Consider the following 15983-nt stretch of genomic DNA (forward strand, 5'->3'; position numbering starts at 1 on the left):
CTCCATCGTGGCGTGAAAGGATGCCCTTCTAGGGACACAATCACAGTGGAGCACGGTGGCATTGCCCAATACACCTGTCATAAATGACAGTTCAGCATTCATTAAAAGCCAAATGAATGGCCTGTCGAGCCACTGAATCACCCAAAAGGTAAGCCAGATACACCGCCCCGGGCCTTTTCAGTTGCAAATATCGCCCTATTTCCACAGATTTTGGCCTTTGAGCCAGCAACGACAGGAAGCAAGCGCCCTGCTATGATTTGACGGCAAATAGAGGGATTTCCGATGACCCAAACAGCTGCTGTCAGCGTCGCAAGCCAAGTCCGCAAGCTTGCTAAAGACAACAAGGTTACTGCTAGACGTGACGGCATGAGTCGCATGGCCGTGTGCATTACCCGTTTGGCTGGCGATGTCGTCGAGTTGGATGGCATCGAACAGTTGCTCGTCAACCTCAAGAGAAAAGGCGTTCTGAGCAAGTCTGAAATCCTGGCGCTCCAAGGGCGTTATCTTCAGGAAAGGCGTGCACAGAAACGTAGCGCATGACTTTTGATCCGTTCGGCGACTTCGAAACTGCTGGATATCTTCAAAACTCGCTGCAACTGAAAGATCCCACCGAAGTAAAAGAGTCAGAGCATCTTTCGTTCGAATTGAGTATCGAAGATGCGCTTGCCTATTTGGCTAAGAAGAAGCCAATCGATTACAAGACAGTACTCAAAGTTCACGAAATCCTGTTCTCAGGCTTCTATCACTGGGCAGGAAAAGACCGGAACGAGCTTGTCCCTCACCTGGCAGTCTTCAAGGGCTCCCTCGACGATCCACGCAGCACCGTCTTCGAGCGCCCGGACTCCATCAAAATGTCTGTCGACTATGCGCTTCAGCTAGCAGCTGACAAGAAACGCTTCAGAGACCATCCCGGCGGGGTGATGGGCCAGCTGGCTTTCGCACACCCCTTCCTGGACGGCAATGGGCGCACGATTCTATTAGTCTTCATGGAACTCTGTTATCGGGCCGGGTTCGCCATCGACTGGTCAAGGACAAGCAAAGACGACTATCTGCGGGCACTCAGCGACGAGATCCGAGAACCTCGCGAAAGGCATCTCGATAACTACCTCAACCCGTTCGTAGTCGATATATCCAGTCGTGACGAATGGCCAGAGACCATCGGTGGTATCAGAGGCCTGGATGGCCTGGACAAGGAAGACATCACATACGAGAACCTGGACAACCCGCAAGTCCAGCAGATCTACAAGACATACCGGGGCCAGCCACTGGACGCCGGGCCTCCTGAGCCGGATAGCTGAAGAGGCTGACTTATCCTGGCGAGCTACCTGAAAGACCTATGACTTCGGCTTGGCCTTCCGCGGCTTCAAATACTTGGTCAACCCCTGAAACCAGATCACCAACGCCGGGTTGCCCTTGATCTGAATCGACTTGTCCTGAATCCCCTGCATAAACGCCAATTGCTTGTTCTTCGCCTGCATCGTGGCAAAGCCATACGCCGCGTCTTTAAAGGCAATCGCAAACGCAGGCTCGGCATACACGCCGGACTTGCTGGTAATGCGCTGATCCTTCACCACGAAATGCCGCGCCACCTTCCCGTCCAGGGTCTGTAGCTGAAACACCAACGCCTTGTCACCCAACTGCTGCTGAAACGCAGGATTCGTCCGACTGGCCTTACCCATCAACAAACCCAGCATCCACAGAAGAAAACGAAATTTCATGCGCACAGCCTCAAAAGAAAAATGAACGGCCGGCGCAGTGTAGCCGCTTCAAGCAAGAACGCCACCGTCGTGTTGCGTTAGAAGAAGATGAACCTCTTTTCCCGCATGATGACTGCCAAGTCACGCTTTACACTTCATTCTGAGAGACCCGCCCTACACCTGAAGAAACACATTTCTGTAGGAGCTGCCGAAGGCTGCGATCTTTTGATCTTGATGCCCTCAAACCTCTCGGACATTTCCTTCAAAACGCCGGGCTGTTCATGAACTAGGCGACTTGGGCCATCACCGATAACCTCTGTTCGTCACCGCAAAATCGGTGATTCGGACGTGCAAGTCCGGTGGGATACACAATGGTTATGGCAATTCATCGAGCATTTTTCTATGCTCGCGAACCGTTATGGCGGCTGTGTATGGGAGACCTTCGGGTCTGCCGGGTAATCCCGCCGGTCTTGCACACCTATGCACAGCTGCCACCTCTTTCGAAGTGCACGCGAAACGGTGTCGGCTCCTTAATTACGGGATTACATCTATGTTCAAGCCAACACCAAATCCTCCTGAAAACGAAGCCACATCCCCCTACGAATCATTAGATTCCAGAAAACTCCACGAAGCCGCCGAACGCGCCCTCGACCACCATTTCGCCCCGCCACCCAACGAAAAACCCAAGCGCAAAGGCAAACTCTTCACCGTCTCCCCCGACATCGATACCGAAGCCCTTTTGGCCAATGCCTCCGAAGACCTGAAGTCCATAAGCGCCATCGCCGCCGACCTGGCTGACGACATCGACGGCACCCGCCGCTCAGTCGCCCTGGCGCTCAGCAGAATGGCGGATGGGGCGCAGTTGTTGGTGGAGCGAGCGCTGGATCATATTGATTCGCCGAATCCGGCGGAGCATCGGGCTAAGGCGTAGCAAAAATAAGAAGGGGATTTAACGTCCCCTTCTTTCATTCAAAATGCATTGGTCACGTCTGCGCTCGGAGCTTTAGATGCAGTGACTTGCCTTGATCGATTCTGTGCCTTGTGATTCCAAGCGCTTCACGTTGTTGATACCCGCCTGGTCACCCTTGCCGGCAGACAATTGATAACAGGCCAACGCTCGAGAAATATCTTTGGTTCCTAGGTCGCCACTCTCAAAAGAGGAAGCCAGAGAGTTGAGCGCATTCGTAGATCCCATGGAAACCGCGCGAATCAGCTCCTTTTCTGCCTGTTCGGGGTGCTGGCAAGGGCCGTCATAATCGGTGGAATTACCAGTACAGTAAAACATGGAAAGACTCAGCGCCCCGTCCGGCAGCGTCGTTGCTGCGGCTTTAAACAATGCCTCAAGCTTGCTGGTTTCCAATTGAGGTGCCATCTGCGAAAGACTCAAACTTGCCGCCGACAGACTCGCCCGTGGATCGCCCGACTCTGCAGCACATACGTAGTTTTCCAAGGATGCTTCATACAGCTCCTTAGTCAACCGGTATTGTTCAAGTGCCCCTAAACCACCCAAACCCTCTGCGCGTTGATAACAGAAGTTCTCGGCGCGGCTCATTCCAGGTCTACCGGATGCGACAAGCTCCTTCTCGCTGATCGACCAATCCTCAATCCCCACCAGCGCCCAGCACGACTTCTTAGCAAAGTTAAAAATCTTGATGTTGCTGTTACCGGCTCGTTTATCCACAACGTTCATGTGAGTGTCGTCGACCGTTTCGATCTCAATTCCTTCAGTCTTGCCTTCCATCGCAGTCATCAACGGAAACGTCAAACTGGAGCCAGTCTCCGCAGTAATTTGCGGTTCAAATCGACCAGGGTCCGAGGTCCGCTTCAACACCAATATTTTCACCGCCAGTGCGGTTAGGCGCTTCTGGGACTCGGCATTGGCGGAAAACGCTGGCAGAAACTGCGCGAAGTCTGAGGATGGACACGAAGCACTTCCCCCGCCCCCACTGCCTGAACGACCCACAGTCTCAGGCGCGATCCCGTCCAAATAAGCCGAACGCTCCCGACTCATTTTTGCAATGCAATTGTTCACTACCGCCACATGAGCAGGCTTGGCTGCCTCAATCTCGAACGCCTCTACGGTGCAATTCGTATCCCGTAATTTGATCCACGCACGCTGGGATTCCTTTACCTGCGTCGAATACTCCACCCCTAATTTCGGGTCAACTGAATATTGAGATTCAAGCCTTGCCATCAGTTGGTGATAGCTCGTATTCAACTGAGAATCTGCGGAATTCTTTGCAGCCTCGGAACACGGGACAACCTGCGGGCTAGAGCTGATTTCACTGCAGTCGTCTTGGGCGAACGCGGCTGAAAACGGTAGTAGCGCGAACGCGATTAACACGCTGGTCAACCCTAAAACAAAGCGTTTCACTGTCTTCAATCCTTGATTATGGAACATACCTATTTTTAAGTTTATTTCAGCTACTTTGATGGCGGAGCAACCGCGATTTGCCTGGCACGATCAAGGGTCAGACGAATCAAGCAACTAGCAGATTGCTCACCATATATAGACTTTACGCACTCGAGATCCCGAAACTTCATCCAAGCTCGTTGAACCTCACGAAACGCGGTTCTTTTTTCGTCACTTAAACGATTTGCCTTATCATGGTAAGCCGAATTAAGCAGCGCATCCGCATCCGCCAAAACCAACTGATAAATATCGCTCTCTTGCACTATTTTTACTTGAGGCAAACTCTGAGGCAGATCCGCATCCCAGTTATTCAATCCATTATTGTCATCAACTCTTAGCTTAACCGTTTTATTATCAAACCACCCATATTGATTTTTTGTCTGCTCCGATTTGTAAAGCAACTCAATATAAATTGGGTCGCTTCCCCGTTGCGGATCATTTAGCAGAGTCTGCTTTAAAACACCGACATTTCCATCTCCCTCATCCAGCTCGAAAGAAAAGCAAGGGGTTGGCCCAGGCTGAGCAGCTGACTTGCTCGCACGCATACAGTCCGCTCGAGTAGAGCCGCTCGGCTCATTACTTCCCGTTTCTACATCTTGAATTCTAATTAGCAGTCTCAAGTTAGGGGCCGCAGAATAGTCGGCCTGTAATATCTTCGCGGAATAGAACGGTTCTGCTTGAACGGTAGCGACGCTAAATACAAAAAATGCTGAGCACGCCAAGAAAATTGTATTTTTAACCACAGAGCTTAACTCCATTTAATTTAAAAAATGGGGAGATATTTATTTATCGAAAGTTAAAACCTACTTTACAAAATAAATTCGTCCCCTTTTTGCTGATCAGCACCCGCTTGTAGGCGCCGCCGGCAAACGGGTTGGACTTGCTCACTATCTTTCTGGAGGGGATTTCCGACGATCATGGCGCAGCAACCAGACCAGCGGCGGCAACAGCACCAGCAGCGCAAAACCGTCGAGCCACAGATGCGACCAGACCTGTTTTTGCGCTGAAAGCCACATGTCCTGCGGTGCCCATAACAGAACGCCAGCCATCAACCATCCCCAAATTGCGGGTGCTTTAAGACGGTTGCCGAGGTGCACCAACGCGAGCATGTACAGCGAATAACTTTGCAGCGTCGCGCCGAACAACGCGAGCCACCAGACCTGCTGCTCGTGACCGGCAGCAGGAACCGCATCGGCGCCCCAGAACGCGAGTTCGAGGGTGTGAAGATAGCCGTCAAGTAATCCGGAATGACCGGCCCAGGTCAGCGTGAGACCGGCGAGCACATGCACGATCGCGGCGGCATACAGCCAAAGCACCATCGTGGAGCGAAGAGAGAAAGAGGGGGCTGGCATTCCGTGTCCTGAGCGCATTCCTTGAGGGCGGGGAGTTTAATGGAAAATGGGGGTTGTCAGATGCACAAGCGTTAAACGTTTACCGTGACGGGTTCAGGCTCAGCGCTTGTGAAAGCGCGTCACGCATGACTGCGGCCCGTCCATTCCCCAGTAGGTGCTGAGCAAGACTTTGCGTTTCTTGTCTACACGGAGATTGACGAAACCATCGCCACAATCCGGCTGCACTTCCTCGAAGTCAGCGGTTTTCGGCCGGTAGATGAAAATCCGGTGGATCGTGTAGGTGCCCATGCCGTCGTCGATCTGCCAGACAGAAAAATCTTTCATGCCATCGAAGTTGAAATCATCGATAGCGACGTGCAGGGATTTTTCAGCGGCAAAGTCGATGGTTCGCGGCTCGCGAGCATCGACTTGAACCGTCACCTTCACCTTCGGCCCGTTCACTTCCAACATCGCTTCAACGTTTTTAACAGGGTTGAACGATGTTACCTCGGCCCCCGCCGACGCCGAACCCAATAACCCGAACAGCGCCAAACCCAAACTCACCCGAGTCATTGATCGCCCTGCTCCCACTTGCAACCACCGTCTAGAGAAACATCGACATTGGGGTTAAGCAGGAAACTGTATTCCTTGCCGTTGGACTTCTTGGTGTAAACCATCGAAACGCTCATCGCTGCTTGGGTGACCCACTCATAGGTTCCCGTGACCTTGCCGTCGACAATCTCGGACCAGGTACTGGCATTTTGCGTGGGTGCGTCCGGGGCAAGTATTTCTTCCTGATGATCCGTCAGTACGATGGAAATCGGCGTTTTCGACTTGACGTATTTGACGAAACCACCCGACCAGTTGCTGTCGTGGTCGTAGTAGGTTCTGAATTCGAACTTGATCGAGTTGGTGCCTTCGAAGCAGTAGCTTTCGGACGTGACCTCGCTGTGGGCGGTCAGGGGAAGGAAAACCATGAGTAACGGGAGTAGCTTTTTCATCTTGAATCCGTTCAGGAGAAAGGGCGCGCCTTGGCACTAGTCACAGAGAGAGGAAGGCTGTTATTGGCTTTCAACGGAGGCAGGCCCTACCGCGCACTGGCCGTCCTGGAGGGCTGCGCTGGCCGGTAATGCAAAAGTCATCATCAGCGAGCAAAAAACAGCAAACCTCATTTCATTGAGTCCTCTAAAAATATCAAACCACAAAACTCAATGCCCGCGTCATGCGCAGCTTTCCAGCCTCTATTTAATAACACCAACCACTGTTCGAAGACTATCAACTCGCAGGTAGAATGCCGTTCAGATAGGCAGCTCTTTCCAGACTCATCTTTGCCACGCACCTATCGACATCTTCAGAATAGGCTTTTCTATCCCATTCATTTTCAAAACCCTCTAGCACGCAGTTCGTATCCCTCAACTTTAGCCACGCGCGCTGAGAATTTTTCAATCGAACTAGAAAAGCTTTATATACCTCATGTTGTGATTGGTATTGAAAAATCTTCCGGTACGGCGTTATTCCCATAACAGTAAAATGTTGAAAGTGCAGCGGCACCATCAGCAAGGGTGGTTGCCGCTGCTTTGAATAAGATCTCGACCTTCTCCGTCTCCAACTGCGACGCCATTCCTGAAAGGCTCAAACTCGCTGCATTGAAACTAGCCTGTGGATCACCAGAAGCTGCCGCGCACACATAATTTTCCAACGACGCTTCGAAAAACTCTCGAGTCAGCCGGTATTCACCAACCCCCAATCCACCAAATGCTTCTGCACGCTGATAACAAAAATTCTCTGCAGTACTCATGGTCGGAGAGCTCGCCACAACAAGGTCCTTCTCGCTGACAGACCAATCCTCAACGCCCTCCAGAACCCAACACGCCTGGCGAGAAAAGTTGAAAATCTTGATGTTGCTGTTGCCCGCTCGCTTATCCACTACGTTGAAATGACTATCGTCGATCGCTTCGACCTCAACACCCTCAGTCTTGTCTGTGCCCACAGGCGCCATTAGCGGAAACGGCAAATTGGAGCTCTTGACTCCCGTCGTTTGTGGCTCAAAAGCTCCATGCTCTCCCCACCGGTTTCAAAACCAGCGACTTCACCGTCATCGCAGTCAACCGCTGCTGAGTTTCAGCATTCGCAGAGAACGCCGGAAGGAACTGGGAAAAATCTTCAGACGGACATTCATCCGCATAAGCGCTGCCATGAAACAGGCTCAGCAGTGAGGCGGTGAAAGCCGCTACGGCGAAGCCATTCCTCTTGTTCAAAAAACCATTCATGTCGATCACTCAGAAAACACAAAAAAAGCCTTCGGCTTAACCTTCTCAGGCGGCGCATTCAACAACGCCTGATCCATCAAACTCCCCGCCTTATCCTTATCCGCCGCCCCCGGCAGCACCGGCGGTTGAATCCCGATCCCGGTCCCCGACCCAGCCGACCCACCCGCATTAATCTTCACCACCGGCCCAACCACCGTCACACCACCGCCATCCAGCTTGATAAAGCTCCCGCCCCCCAAAATGGTCAGCTCAGTCCCCGCCTCAATGACAATCTTGTCCCCAGCCTTGATGTGAATCTCTTTCCCGGCGCTGGTCAGTTGCGCGGTGCCGAGTTTCACGTGCTGGTTTTCGCCGATGGCCAGGTGGTCGTCCATCCGTGCTTCGATCTTGCGGTCGCTGATGGTGGTGCGGTGTTCCTCAGCCTTCAGTTCGGTGTAGGTGTTCTTCACCACCGTGTCGTGGCGTTCATTCCCCACCCGAATCTTCTGGTCGTGCTCGATGTTTTCATCCCAATCCCGCTGGGCATGGATGAAGATCTGCTCGGCACCTTTCTTGTCTTCAATCCGCAGTTCATTGAACCCGCCGCCCCCCGGTGAGCTGAGGGTTTTGAAGACGGTGCGGGTTTTGTTCGCTGGCAGGTCGTAGGGAACCTGGTTTTCCTTGTGGTACAGGCAACCGGTTACCAGCGGTTGGTCGGGGTCGCCTTCGAGGAAGGTGACGAGCACTTCCATGCCGATGCGCGGGATGGCGATGGCGCCGTAGCGGTCGCCGGCCCAGCTCAAAGAGACGCGCATCCAGCAACTGGTTTTGTCGTCGGCCAGGCCTTCGCGGTCCCAGTGGAATTGCACTTTGATGCGGCCGTATGGGTCGCAGTGGATTTCTTCGCCTTTGGGGCCGGTGACCATGGCGGTCTGGCTGCCGAGGACGCGTGGTTTTGGGTGTTCCAGGGCCGGGCGGTAGAACACGTTCCACGGGGTGGCGAGGAAACGGTTGCGGTAGCCCTGGTGGAAGTCGTCTTTGTTGTCGGTGGTGTCGCTGGTCACCGCCTCTTCGAGCACTTGCGGCTGTTTGCCTTCGTGGACGATTTCGGTAAGCAGCCAGAGGTCGTTCCACTCGGTGCGCGGGTGGTCGGAGATTTCCAGGAAGTGGCCGCTGACGAGGGTGGCTTGGTCGCCATGGCCTTCGGCTTGCTGGTAGTCGGCGCGGTGGCGTTCCAGGGCGTGTTGGCTTAGGAATTTGCCGCGGGCGCGGTCGAGGAAGCGGCCGGGGTAGTCGTAGTCTTCGAGGTCCGGTTCGGTGCTTTCGCCGTCGGGTTTGCCGTCGGGTTTATAGCCGGCTTCGAGTCGCAGGTTGGGCTTTTCGAAGTCGTAGTCGCGACGGGTGACGCGGCCGGTGCGGGTTTCCAGGCGCAGTTTGAAGCCTTTGATCACCGGTTCGTCGGCGACCATGCCGCTGCCTTGGACGTAGGCGGTGGGCTGGCCGAGTTTGGGGAACACGGTCTGGTCGTCGCCGAACACCAGCAGATGGGCTTTTTCGCTGTGCTGGAAGTGGTAGTGAATGCCTTCTTCTTCGCACAAGCGCTGGACGAAGTGCAGGTCGGTTTCGTCGTATTGCACGCAGTAGTCGCGGTCCGGGCACGGCTGGCTCAACTGGATTTTGTAGGCGTTGCCTTTGATGCCGTGTTCTTCGAGGATCAGGGCGATGATTTTCGGCGCCGACATCTGCTGGTAGATTCGCTGGTTGGTGCGGTGATGCAGGTATTGCAGGTGCGGCACCAGGGAGACTTTGTAGCGGGTCAGGCGCTTGCCGGCATCGCCTTGGGCGACGCGGTAGATCTGGCCGTGGATGCCGCTACCTTTCGGATCGAATGCGAGGAACGCCTGCTTGTGCAGGAGTTTTTCCAGGTCCAGGTCCGGGTTTTCGCTGACCAGTTCCAGGTCGAAGCGATACGGCTGGCTGATGCCTTCGGTGCCTGTGAACGACAGCACTTGCAGGTCGCCGACGTAGTCTTCGACGGTGAGGCTGAAGTGCGTTTCGCTAGCTGAGTTGAACATTGCTTGCTCCCTGTTCGGTAGTCATCCGTTACGCCCACAGTCGAAGGCGTTGCAGCAAAGACGAAGTGGCACCCAGGGCGTCACGCAATTGGGCGGCGGTGATGGTGCGCTTGGCCGCATCGAAAGCCAGCGCCGTTCGCAGGGCTGGCCAGCAGTGTTTGGGTAGGTTTCGAGGTGCATGCAGCTCGCGGTCGAGGCGCCCGTCGCGGGCTTCGGTCGACGGCAAGCGGCGGAACGGGTGTTTGCCGCCCGCCAGTTCATAGAGCACGCAGGCCACGCCGTACACGTCCGCGCTGGCCGAGAGTGGCTGGCCTTCAAGCAGTTCGGGGGCGGCGTAGCCGGGGGTCCAGGCGTTGAAGCGGTCGCGGCTCAGGTGCGGCAGGCCGGGCAAGATGCCCTCCTCGGCCTGGCCAAGACCGAAGTCGAACAGGCGCACGCCCTCTTCGCTGAGCATCACGTTGCTCGGCTTCATGTCACCATGCAGCACGCCGCGCGCGTGGGTGTAGGCCAGTGCGTCGAGCAGCGGCAGCGCGATGTCGCGCAGTTCTTTCCACGGCAGGCCCAAGGGCCGCTCGCAGAGTAATTTGTCCAGGGTCAGCCCACGCATGAGTTCCATGGTGATGAAGGCACGCTGGCAGTCGGTGTCCACTTCAAAGGTGTGCAAACGCAGCACGTTGTCGTGGCGCAATCGTCGGGTCAGGGTGAACTCGCTGTAGAGCAAGGCACTGGCGTCCGGCGATTCGGCGAATTCTTCGCTGAGGATTTTCAGCGCAATGTAAGGGTCGGGATCGCCGAACTGTTCGCGCAGCAGATCCCGTGCACGGTAAACCGCGCCCATACCACCGGCACCGAGCAGGCGCTCGATGCGGTAACGCCCCGCGAGCACGTCGGGCAGTTCACCGATGCTGGCCCGGGTCGGCGCCAGCGCAGGTTCGGCCTGATGCGGTTTTCCGTTTAGCGGCTTTCCGTTTAGCCGCGTGGCGAAAGCGAAGTAAGTCAGGTTATTGGCTTCTTCCTCGGTCACCAGCAGGTCGTCGATCGGTGGCATGAATTCAGTCATTGGCGGATCACCACGGCAGTCAGGTTATCCCGGGCCGAGCCACGCAGAGCGCCGTCGAACAGACGCTCCAGCGCAACGTGCGGCGCGGTCAGGCTCAGGGCGTTGCCCAGGGCATCGCTAGTCAGCCCTTGATACAAACCGTCGCTGCACAACAGAAACGCATCGCCGGGATAGACCTCGAGTTCCAACACATCCAGCGTCAGTTGCTCGGCAGCGCCGACCGCACGGGTCAGCGCATGAGCAGCAGGATGCGCGCGAGCGTCTTCGACGCTCATGTTCTGTTCGTCGATCAGTTGCTGTTGCAGCGAATGGTCCTTGGACAGCTGATACAAACGCTGGCCGCGCCACAGGTAGCAGCGGCTGTCGCCGGCCCAGATGCAGGCCGCGCGATTGCCTTCCACCAGCAGCGCCACCACGGTGCTGCCCATGATGCTGTCGTGACGCCCGGCGGTGACGGTCAACTCCTGACCCAAGCGGCGGTTGAGCCAGTGCAAGCACTGGCGAATGCCTTTGAGTCGTTCGTCGAAGTCGTCCTGCACCGGCAATTCCGCCAGGCTGGCGACGATCAATTGGCTGGCGATGTCGCCACCCTGATGACCGCCCATGCCGTCCGCGACCACCCACAGCCCCTGCTGTGGACAGTCGAGAAAGGCATCTTCGTTGCGCGCCCGAACCTTGCCCGGATCGGTACGCGCAGCGCTGCGCCAGGGGTTGGCAACCAGCATCAGAGCTGCACCGGCATACGGAAGGTGCGCAGCACGCCCATGTCGAACGGGTTCGGCGTGCGCTGGCTCGACAGCAAGTAGTTGGCGCGCAGGCCACCCACGTCTGCCTTGAGCACCAGCACGTCGCGACCGGTCAGGTACTCGGTCTGCATCAGGTCGAACAGACGGAACAGCGACCATGGGCCGGTGTTCTTCTCGATGCCGATCGGGCGGCCAGCCATTTTGTCGAGGACCAGGCTGGTGCGACCGTCTTCGGCATCGGTCGGCCATTTGAACGACACCGGCACGATCGGGCCGTGGCGGTATTCAATGGTCTTATCGCCAAACTTGAACTCGGAACGGCTGACCGCCGGGTCGAGGGTGTACGGCTCCAGTTTGAACTGCACTTGCGGCTCGGCCGGGTTGATCGAGAAGAAGCTCTGGCGGATCACTTGTGCCGCGGCCATCTGGTCGAGGTAGACCTTGGAGATCGGCATGCTGTGACCGTCGATGCTGCGCAGGCGATAGTTGCCTGGATCGCCACTGACGAATGGACGCATGTAGGTATCAAAGAACCGATCGGCGATGCCCTGGGCCTTGAAGAACTCGCGGAAGTCGCTGATCGCGACGTCGCTGGTGCTGTGGGCGCTGAACGGGTAACGCTTGTTGATCGCCTTGCCGTAGAAGCTGTACAGCTCACTCTGATAACGCTGGTTCAGGTACTGGTAAGAATCGTTGAGCACCAGACGCCAGGTGTCTTCGGCCAGCACGTTGAACCACACACTCACCGGACGTGGCAGGCGGTTAGACGCATTGCGCAGGTTGCTCAGTGAGTCGCGCTGGTCGCTCATGCGGGTCTTGGCCATTTCGAACGCGGCCTGCTCTGGAGAACTGGCGCGGGCCAGGCTGGCCATTTGCATTTGCAGGTCGTTGAGTGCCTGCAGGGCCGGAGTCAAATCAGCGGCCGGGCCGTTGTTGTCATCCAGCAAGCGGTGCAGCGGTTCGAAGCGACGTTGCAGGGATTTCTTCGCGGTGTCCGGCAGGTTTTTGGTCGCGGCCATGTCAGACGCCGCATCCGCTGCGGCCGACGCCAGTTTGCCCAACTTGCCGAGCTTGCCCTTCTGCTCGCCCAGTTTTGCAGCGGCATCGGCCGCCTCATCAACCGGTTCGGCTTCCGCCGGGAAACGGGTGTTCTCGCGCACTTCCACCAGCAGTTGCAGTACCGGGGAATTGGCCGACGTCAGGCCCGCCAGTTGCTCGGCACCCTCACTGAAATCGCTGATCGCGGGCAGTGCCACCTGGCCGACCGCTTCACTCCAGAAGTTGGCGTAGTCGCGGAAGTACAGCTGCTCCAGTTCGACCATCAGGCGACGCAAGTCCATGCCGCTGATGCCCGAGCCTTCGCCCAGCACCCAGTTGTCGCGCAGGATATCGGTAACCAGCGCGGCACCCTGGACCGAGAAGTACTGCTGATAGCCTTGCTGGGTGTAGAACCCCGGAATCACGTAATCGGTGCCGACAAACAACGAACCCTGCGGGCCGATGTGTTGGCTCAGGCGGTATTCCGGCAGGTTGCGAGCCTGCTCGCGCAGCATCCGGTAAACCACGTTGGCCAGCGACTCGCTGCGCAGCACCTGACGCGCCTGCGCCACCAGTTGTTCGTTGAGCGGGTAGATAAACGGCTGCTTGAGCAAACGCTCGAAGTGGGTGTTCAAACCATTCTGCACCGCAGTGTTGCCGGCGTAGCGCAGGGACCAGTCAGTGGCGACCCAATCCTTGAGCCATGCCGCATCGCGACGATCTTTCATGTTCAGCATCAGGTACGCGCGCAGGCTGTTGAGCAGACGTTCGCGGTCTTTCATGTTGGCGCGGATCTGCCCTTCGAGCAGCGTCGCAACCCGTGGCAGCAGTTGCGCTTCGAGCTCACGCTCATAGGCGCTCTTGACCACCGGGTTGGCGTCTTCGCCTTGGTACAGGCCACCACGTTCGTGGTACGACACGTCACCTTTGTTCGGGAACACTTGTGTCGCCGCGTAGCTGGTGTCGAGGGTCTTGAGCACCGCCATGGAGTCATCGCGCGCAGTCAGGGCCGAGCGTTGCTGGTTCCAGGTTTGTGCCAGGGAACGCAGGTTTTCCAGACGCTCATAGTTGGCCGAGAAGCCGCCCGCCCAGAGCATGCCGAACAGCGCCAATGCCGCCAGTGCGCCCACGTACAGGGCACGTTGACCCCAGTGGATGCGGCTGCGCTCGCGCTTGTCCAGACCGGCCAGGTCGGCCTCGGGGAAGATCACCCGGCTGAGCAAATGGTGAATGAACCGCGAACGGCCGCTGCGCAGGGTTGGCAGCATGCCGGCGCTCATGCCCAGGTTGGCGCCGATACTGGCGGTGGTCTGGTCCATCTGTTGAGTCAGGTGCGGTGCGCTGGTCAGGTAGAAACCGCGCAACTGGCTGACACGCTGGTAGCGGTTGCCGGTGAACGCCAGGTCGACGAACAGGCACAGGCGCTCGCCGATCTGCCCCAGTTGATGCGGGAAGTCGAGGATGCGGCCACGGCGCTGGGTGTCGCGCTCCTGGTGCATGCGCATGATCACCTGGCTGTTGAGACGACGCAGCAGCTCTTCGAATTCGGCGCGCAGCACGGCCACATCGGTGCCGCTCTGCTCTTTGCGGAAGCTGGTGCCGAGGACCTGATCGCTTTCTTCGCGGGTCAGTTGATCGAAGAACTCGTCGAAACCGAGCAGGCGATCGGCCTTGCTCAACACCAGATAAATCGGCACATCGACGTGCAGTTTCTGATGCACGTCTTGCAGGCGCGCACGCACCTGGCGGGCCAGGGTTTCGAGGTCCTGCTCGCTGCCGCTCAGCAGGGTTTCCACCGGAATGGTCACCAGCACGCCGTTCAACGGGCGGTTGCGGCGACGCTTGCGCAGCAGGTCGAGCAAGGTGCTCCAGGCACTGCCATCGACTTCGGCATCCGGCTGGGTCAGGTAACGCCCGGCGGTGTCGATCAGCACGCCGTGGTCGGCGAAGTACCAGTCGCAATGCCGCGTGCCGAGGGTGTCGCGGGTGAGTTTGCGGTCGATCTTGTTGATCGGAAACTCAAGGCCCGAGAAGTCCAGCAGGCTGGTCTTGCCGCTGGCCTGCGGGCCGATCAGCAAGTACCACGGCAAATCACTGCGCCAGCGTTCGCTGCGGCCGCGATACAGGCTCGAGGTTTTCAGGGTTTTCAGGGCGTCCTTGAAACGCACCTTCAACTCTTTCTCTTCTTCGTCGATAAGCTCTTCACGGCGAATGCGGTCCTGGCCGTCTTCGGTGGCTTCCACAGCCTTTTTGCGCACACCGGCGCGCCAGCTGACGAAGACCATGGTCAGGCCCCAGATCAGGAACAGCACACTGATGGTCAGCAAACGGGAGGTCGAACCTTCCCAGAATTTGTAGTCATTGACCGCCAGCAGCGGCCCGACGAACCACACCAGCAGCGCAACGAACAGCACCAGCAACAGGGTCCAGACCCAGGTCTGGCGCAGGAATGCGCCGACTTTCTTGAAAAACTTTTTCATCACACGTCCCTGTTTACGGCTTCGACTGCGGCTGAGCCGTGGCCGGATCAAGCTGCTGATAAGGTTGCAGAACGGTTTCGCGTTGTTCGCCCAGCACCCAGGCGAAGCCCGAATACATCACCACCAGGCAGACTACGGTGAACAGCACCACCATCCACGCCGGCACGATGCGCACCAGGCTGCGACGCTGATCGTTCAAGCCTTCCCAATGCGGCGACAACTCGCGAGGCACGTCGCCGCGCAGTTGGCGAATCTGCCGATACAGAGCGTCGCGGATGCCTTCGAGCTCGAGCATGCCGCGGGCTTGCACGCGGTACTTGCCTTCGAAGCCGAGGGACAGGCACAGGTACATCAGCTCCAGCATCGGCAGGTGCTTGACCGGGTTTTTCGACAGGCGATCCAGCAGCTGGAAGAACTTCTCGCCACCGAAGGTTTCGTTGTGGAAGCTGCTGAGCAGGCTCATCTGCGACCACTCGCTTTCGTTGCCCCACGGCGTGGTGACGACGGCTTCGTCGACCACGGTGCAGAGCACGTAACGGGCGGCCATCACCTGGCTGCTTTCGGCGCCATTGTGCAGCGCCCGCACTTCAAACAGTTTCAGCCCGGCGGTCAGCCGTTCGTTGAGCGCGTACAGGTCTTCGCGGGTGTCGCTGTGCTTGAGCCGCACCACTTCCGACAGCAGTTCGGACGCCGCCGCCACCAGCGAATTGAGGCTGATGTTGAACGCTTCGGCCGGGCGCAGGCGCGCGGCATAGATCATCCGTTCTTCCAACTGTTCAAAACGCGGTGGTGCCGCGAAGTCAGTCAGCGGACTCGAGGCCGGGCCGTGGCCCTGGCGGTCGAGCAGGACGGTTTTGTCGTCCTGGGTGTGTTCCATGTCCTTGATCATGTCGG

General features: G+C 57.2%; 15 protein-coding genes and 1 pseudogene. 3 read left to right on the forward strand and 13 right to left on the reverse strand.

Annotation, left to right across the window (positions count from 1 at the left end; genetic code table 11):
* Positions 1 to 282 precede the first annotated feature (282 nt).
* Positions 283 to 540, forward strand: a complete 258-nt coding sequence (locus AF70_RS17800) for a hypothetical protein (RefSeq protein ID WP_028939153.1) — start codon at positions 283 to 285, stop codon at positions 538 to 540.
* On the forward strand, positions 537 to 1298 hold the full coding sequence (locus AF70_RS17805) for a Fic family protein (protein ID WP_028939154.1): 762 nt from the start codon (positions 537 to 539) through the stop codon (positions 1296 to 1298). The genes AF70_RS17800 and AF70_RS17805 overlap by 4 nt, the downstream gene beginning before the upstream one ends.
* Positions 1299 to 1334: 36 nt before the next feature.
* On the opposite strand, the gene AF70_RS17810 is transcribed toward AF70_RS17805, so the two are convergent.
* Entirely contained in the window at positions 1335 to 1718 is a 384-nt protein-coding gene (locus AF70_RS17810) for a hypothetical protein (protein ID WP_028939155.1), read from the reverse strand.
* A 529-nt stretch (positions 1719 to 2247) separates the two neighbouring features.
* On the opposite strand from AF70_RS17810, the gene AF70_RS17815 reads away from it, so the two are divergent.
* Entirely contained in the window at positions 2248 to 2628 is a 381-nt protein-coding gene (locus tag AF70_RS17815) for a DUF6124 family protein (RefSeq protein WP_028939156.1), read from the forward strand.
* Between the two features lie 72 nt (positions 2629 to 2700).
* Here AF70_RS17815 and AF70_RS17820 read toward each other — a convergent pair whose 3' ends face one another.
* The 12 genes and pseudogenes from AF70_RS17820 to icmH form a co-directional block, all read right to left on the reverse strand.
* Positions 2701 to 4071 (reverse strand): lysozyme inhibitor LprI family protein, encoded by a 1371-nt coding sequence (locus AF70_RS17820; protein WP_019580454.1) that lies wholly within the window; start codon positions 4069 to 4071, stop codon positions 2701 to 2703.
* 50 nt (positions 4072 to 4121) lie between these two features.
* Positions 4122 to 4853: a lysozyme inhibitor LprI family protein gene (locus tag AF70_RS17825; RefSeq protein WP_231380630.1), complete on the reverse strand. Its 732-nt coding sequence runs from the start codon at positions 4851 to 4853 to the stop codon at positions 4122 to 4124.
* A gap of 144 nt (positions 4854 to 4997) precedes the next feature.
* Complete coding sequence (locus tag AF70_RS17830; RefSeq protein WP_026331816.1) at positions 4998 to 5462, reverse strand: hypothetical protein; 465 nt, start codon at positions 5460 to 5462, stop codon at positions 4998 to 5000.
* Between the two features lie 99 nt (positions 5463 to 5561).
* Positions 5562 to 5993: a hypothetical protein gene (locus AF70_RS17835; protein ID WP_231380629.1), complete on the reverse strand. Its 432-nt coding sequence runs from the start codon at positions 5991 to 5993 to the stop codon at positions 5562 to 5564.
* A 17-nt stretch (positions 5994 to 6010) separates the two neighbouring features.
* Positions 6011 to 6442, reverse strand: a complete 432-nt coding sequence (locus tag AF70_RS17840; RefSeq protein ID WP_028939158.1) for a hypothetical protein — start codon at positions 6440 to 6442, stop codon at positions 6011 to 6013.
* 274 nt (positions 6443 to 6716) lie between these two features.
* Positions 6717 to 6995, reverse strand: a complete 279-nt coding sequence (locus AF70_RS17845; RefSeq protein WP_081625747.1) for a lysozyme inhibitor LprI family protein — start codon at positions 6993 to 6995, stop codon at positions 6717 to 6719.
* A pseudogene (locus AF70_RS17850) lies at positions 6940 to 7711 on the reverse strand (sel1 repeat family protein); the annotation flags it as partial. The gene AF70_RS17845 and the pseudogene AF70_RS17850, both read right to left, overlap by 56 nt.
* A gap of 5 nt (positions 7712 to 7716) precedes the next feature.
* The gene (locus AF70_RS17855; RefSeq protein WP_028939159.1) at positions 7717 to 9765 is read right to left on the reverse strand and encodes a type VI secretion system tip protein VgrG; all 2049 of its coding nucleotides are present in this window, start codon (positions 9763 to 9765) and stop codon (positions 7717 to 7719) included.
* 28 nt (positions 9766 to 9793) lie between these two features.
* Positions 9794 to 10825, reverse strand: coding sequence for a serine/threonine-protein kinase (locus AF70_RS17860; RefSeq protein ID WP_028939160.1), 1032 nt, complete (start codon positions 10823 to 10825; stop codon positions 9794 to 9796).
* A complete protein-coding gene (locus tag AF70_RS17865; protein WP_028939161.1) occupies positions 10822 to 11550 on the reverse strand; it encodes a PP2C family serine/threonine-protein phosphatase in 729 nt (242 codons plus the stop codon). Before AF70_RS17865 ends, AF70_RS17860 begins: the two co-directional genes overlap by 4 nt.
* Complete coding sequence (tssM, locus tag AF70_RS17870; RefSeq protein ID WP_028939162.1) at positions 11550 to 15089, reverse strand: type VI secretion system membrane subunit TssM; 3540 nt, start codon at positions 15087 to 15089, stop codon at positions 11550 to 11552. Before tssM ends, AF70_RS17865 begins: the two co-directional genes overlap by 1 nt.
* A 13-nt stretch (positions 15090 to 15102) precedes the next feature.
* The gene (icmH, locus tag AF70_RS17875; protein WP_018927447.1) at positions 15103 to 15978 is read right to left on the reverse strand and encodes a type IVB secretion system protein IcmH/DotU; all 876 of its coding nucleotides are present in this window, start codon (positions 15976 to 15978) and stop codon (positions 15103 to 15105) included.
* Positions 15979 to 15983: the final 5 nt, after the last annotated feature.

Source organism: Pseudomonas sp. KD5 (assembly GCF_012932895.1).
Classification (GTDB): Bacteria; Pseudomonadota; Gammaproteobacteria; order Pseudomonadales; family Pseudomonadaceae; genus Aquipseudomonas.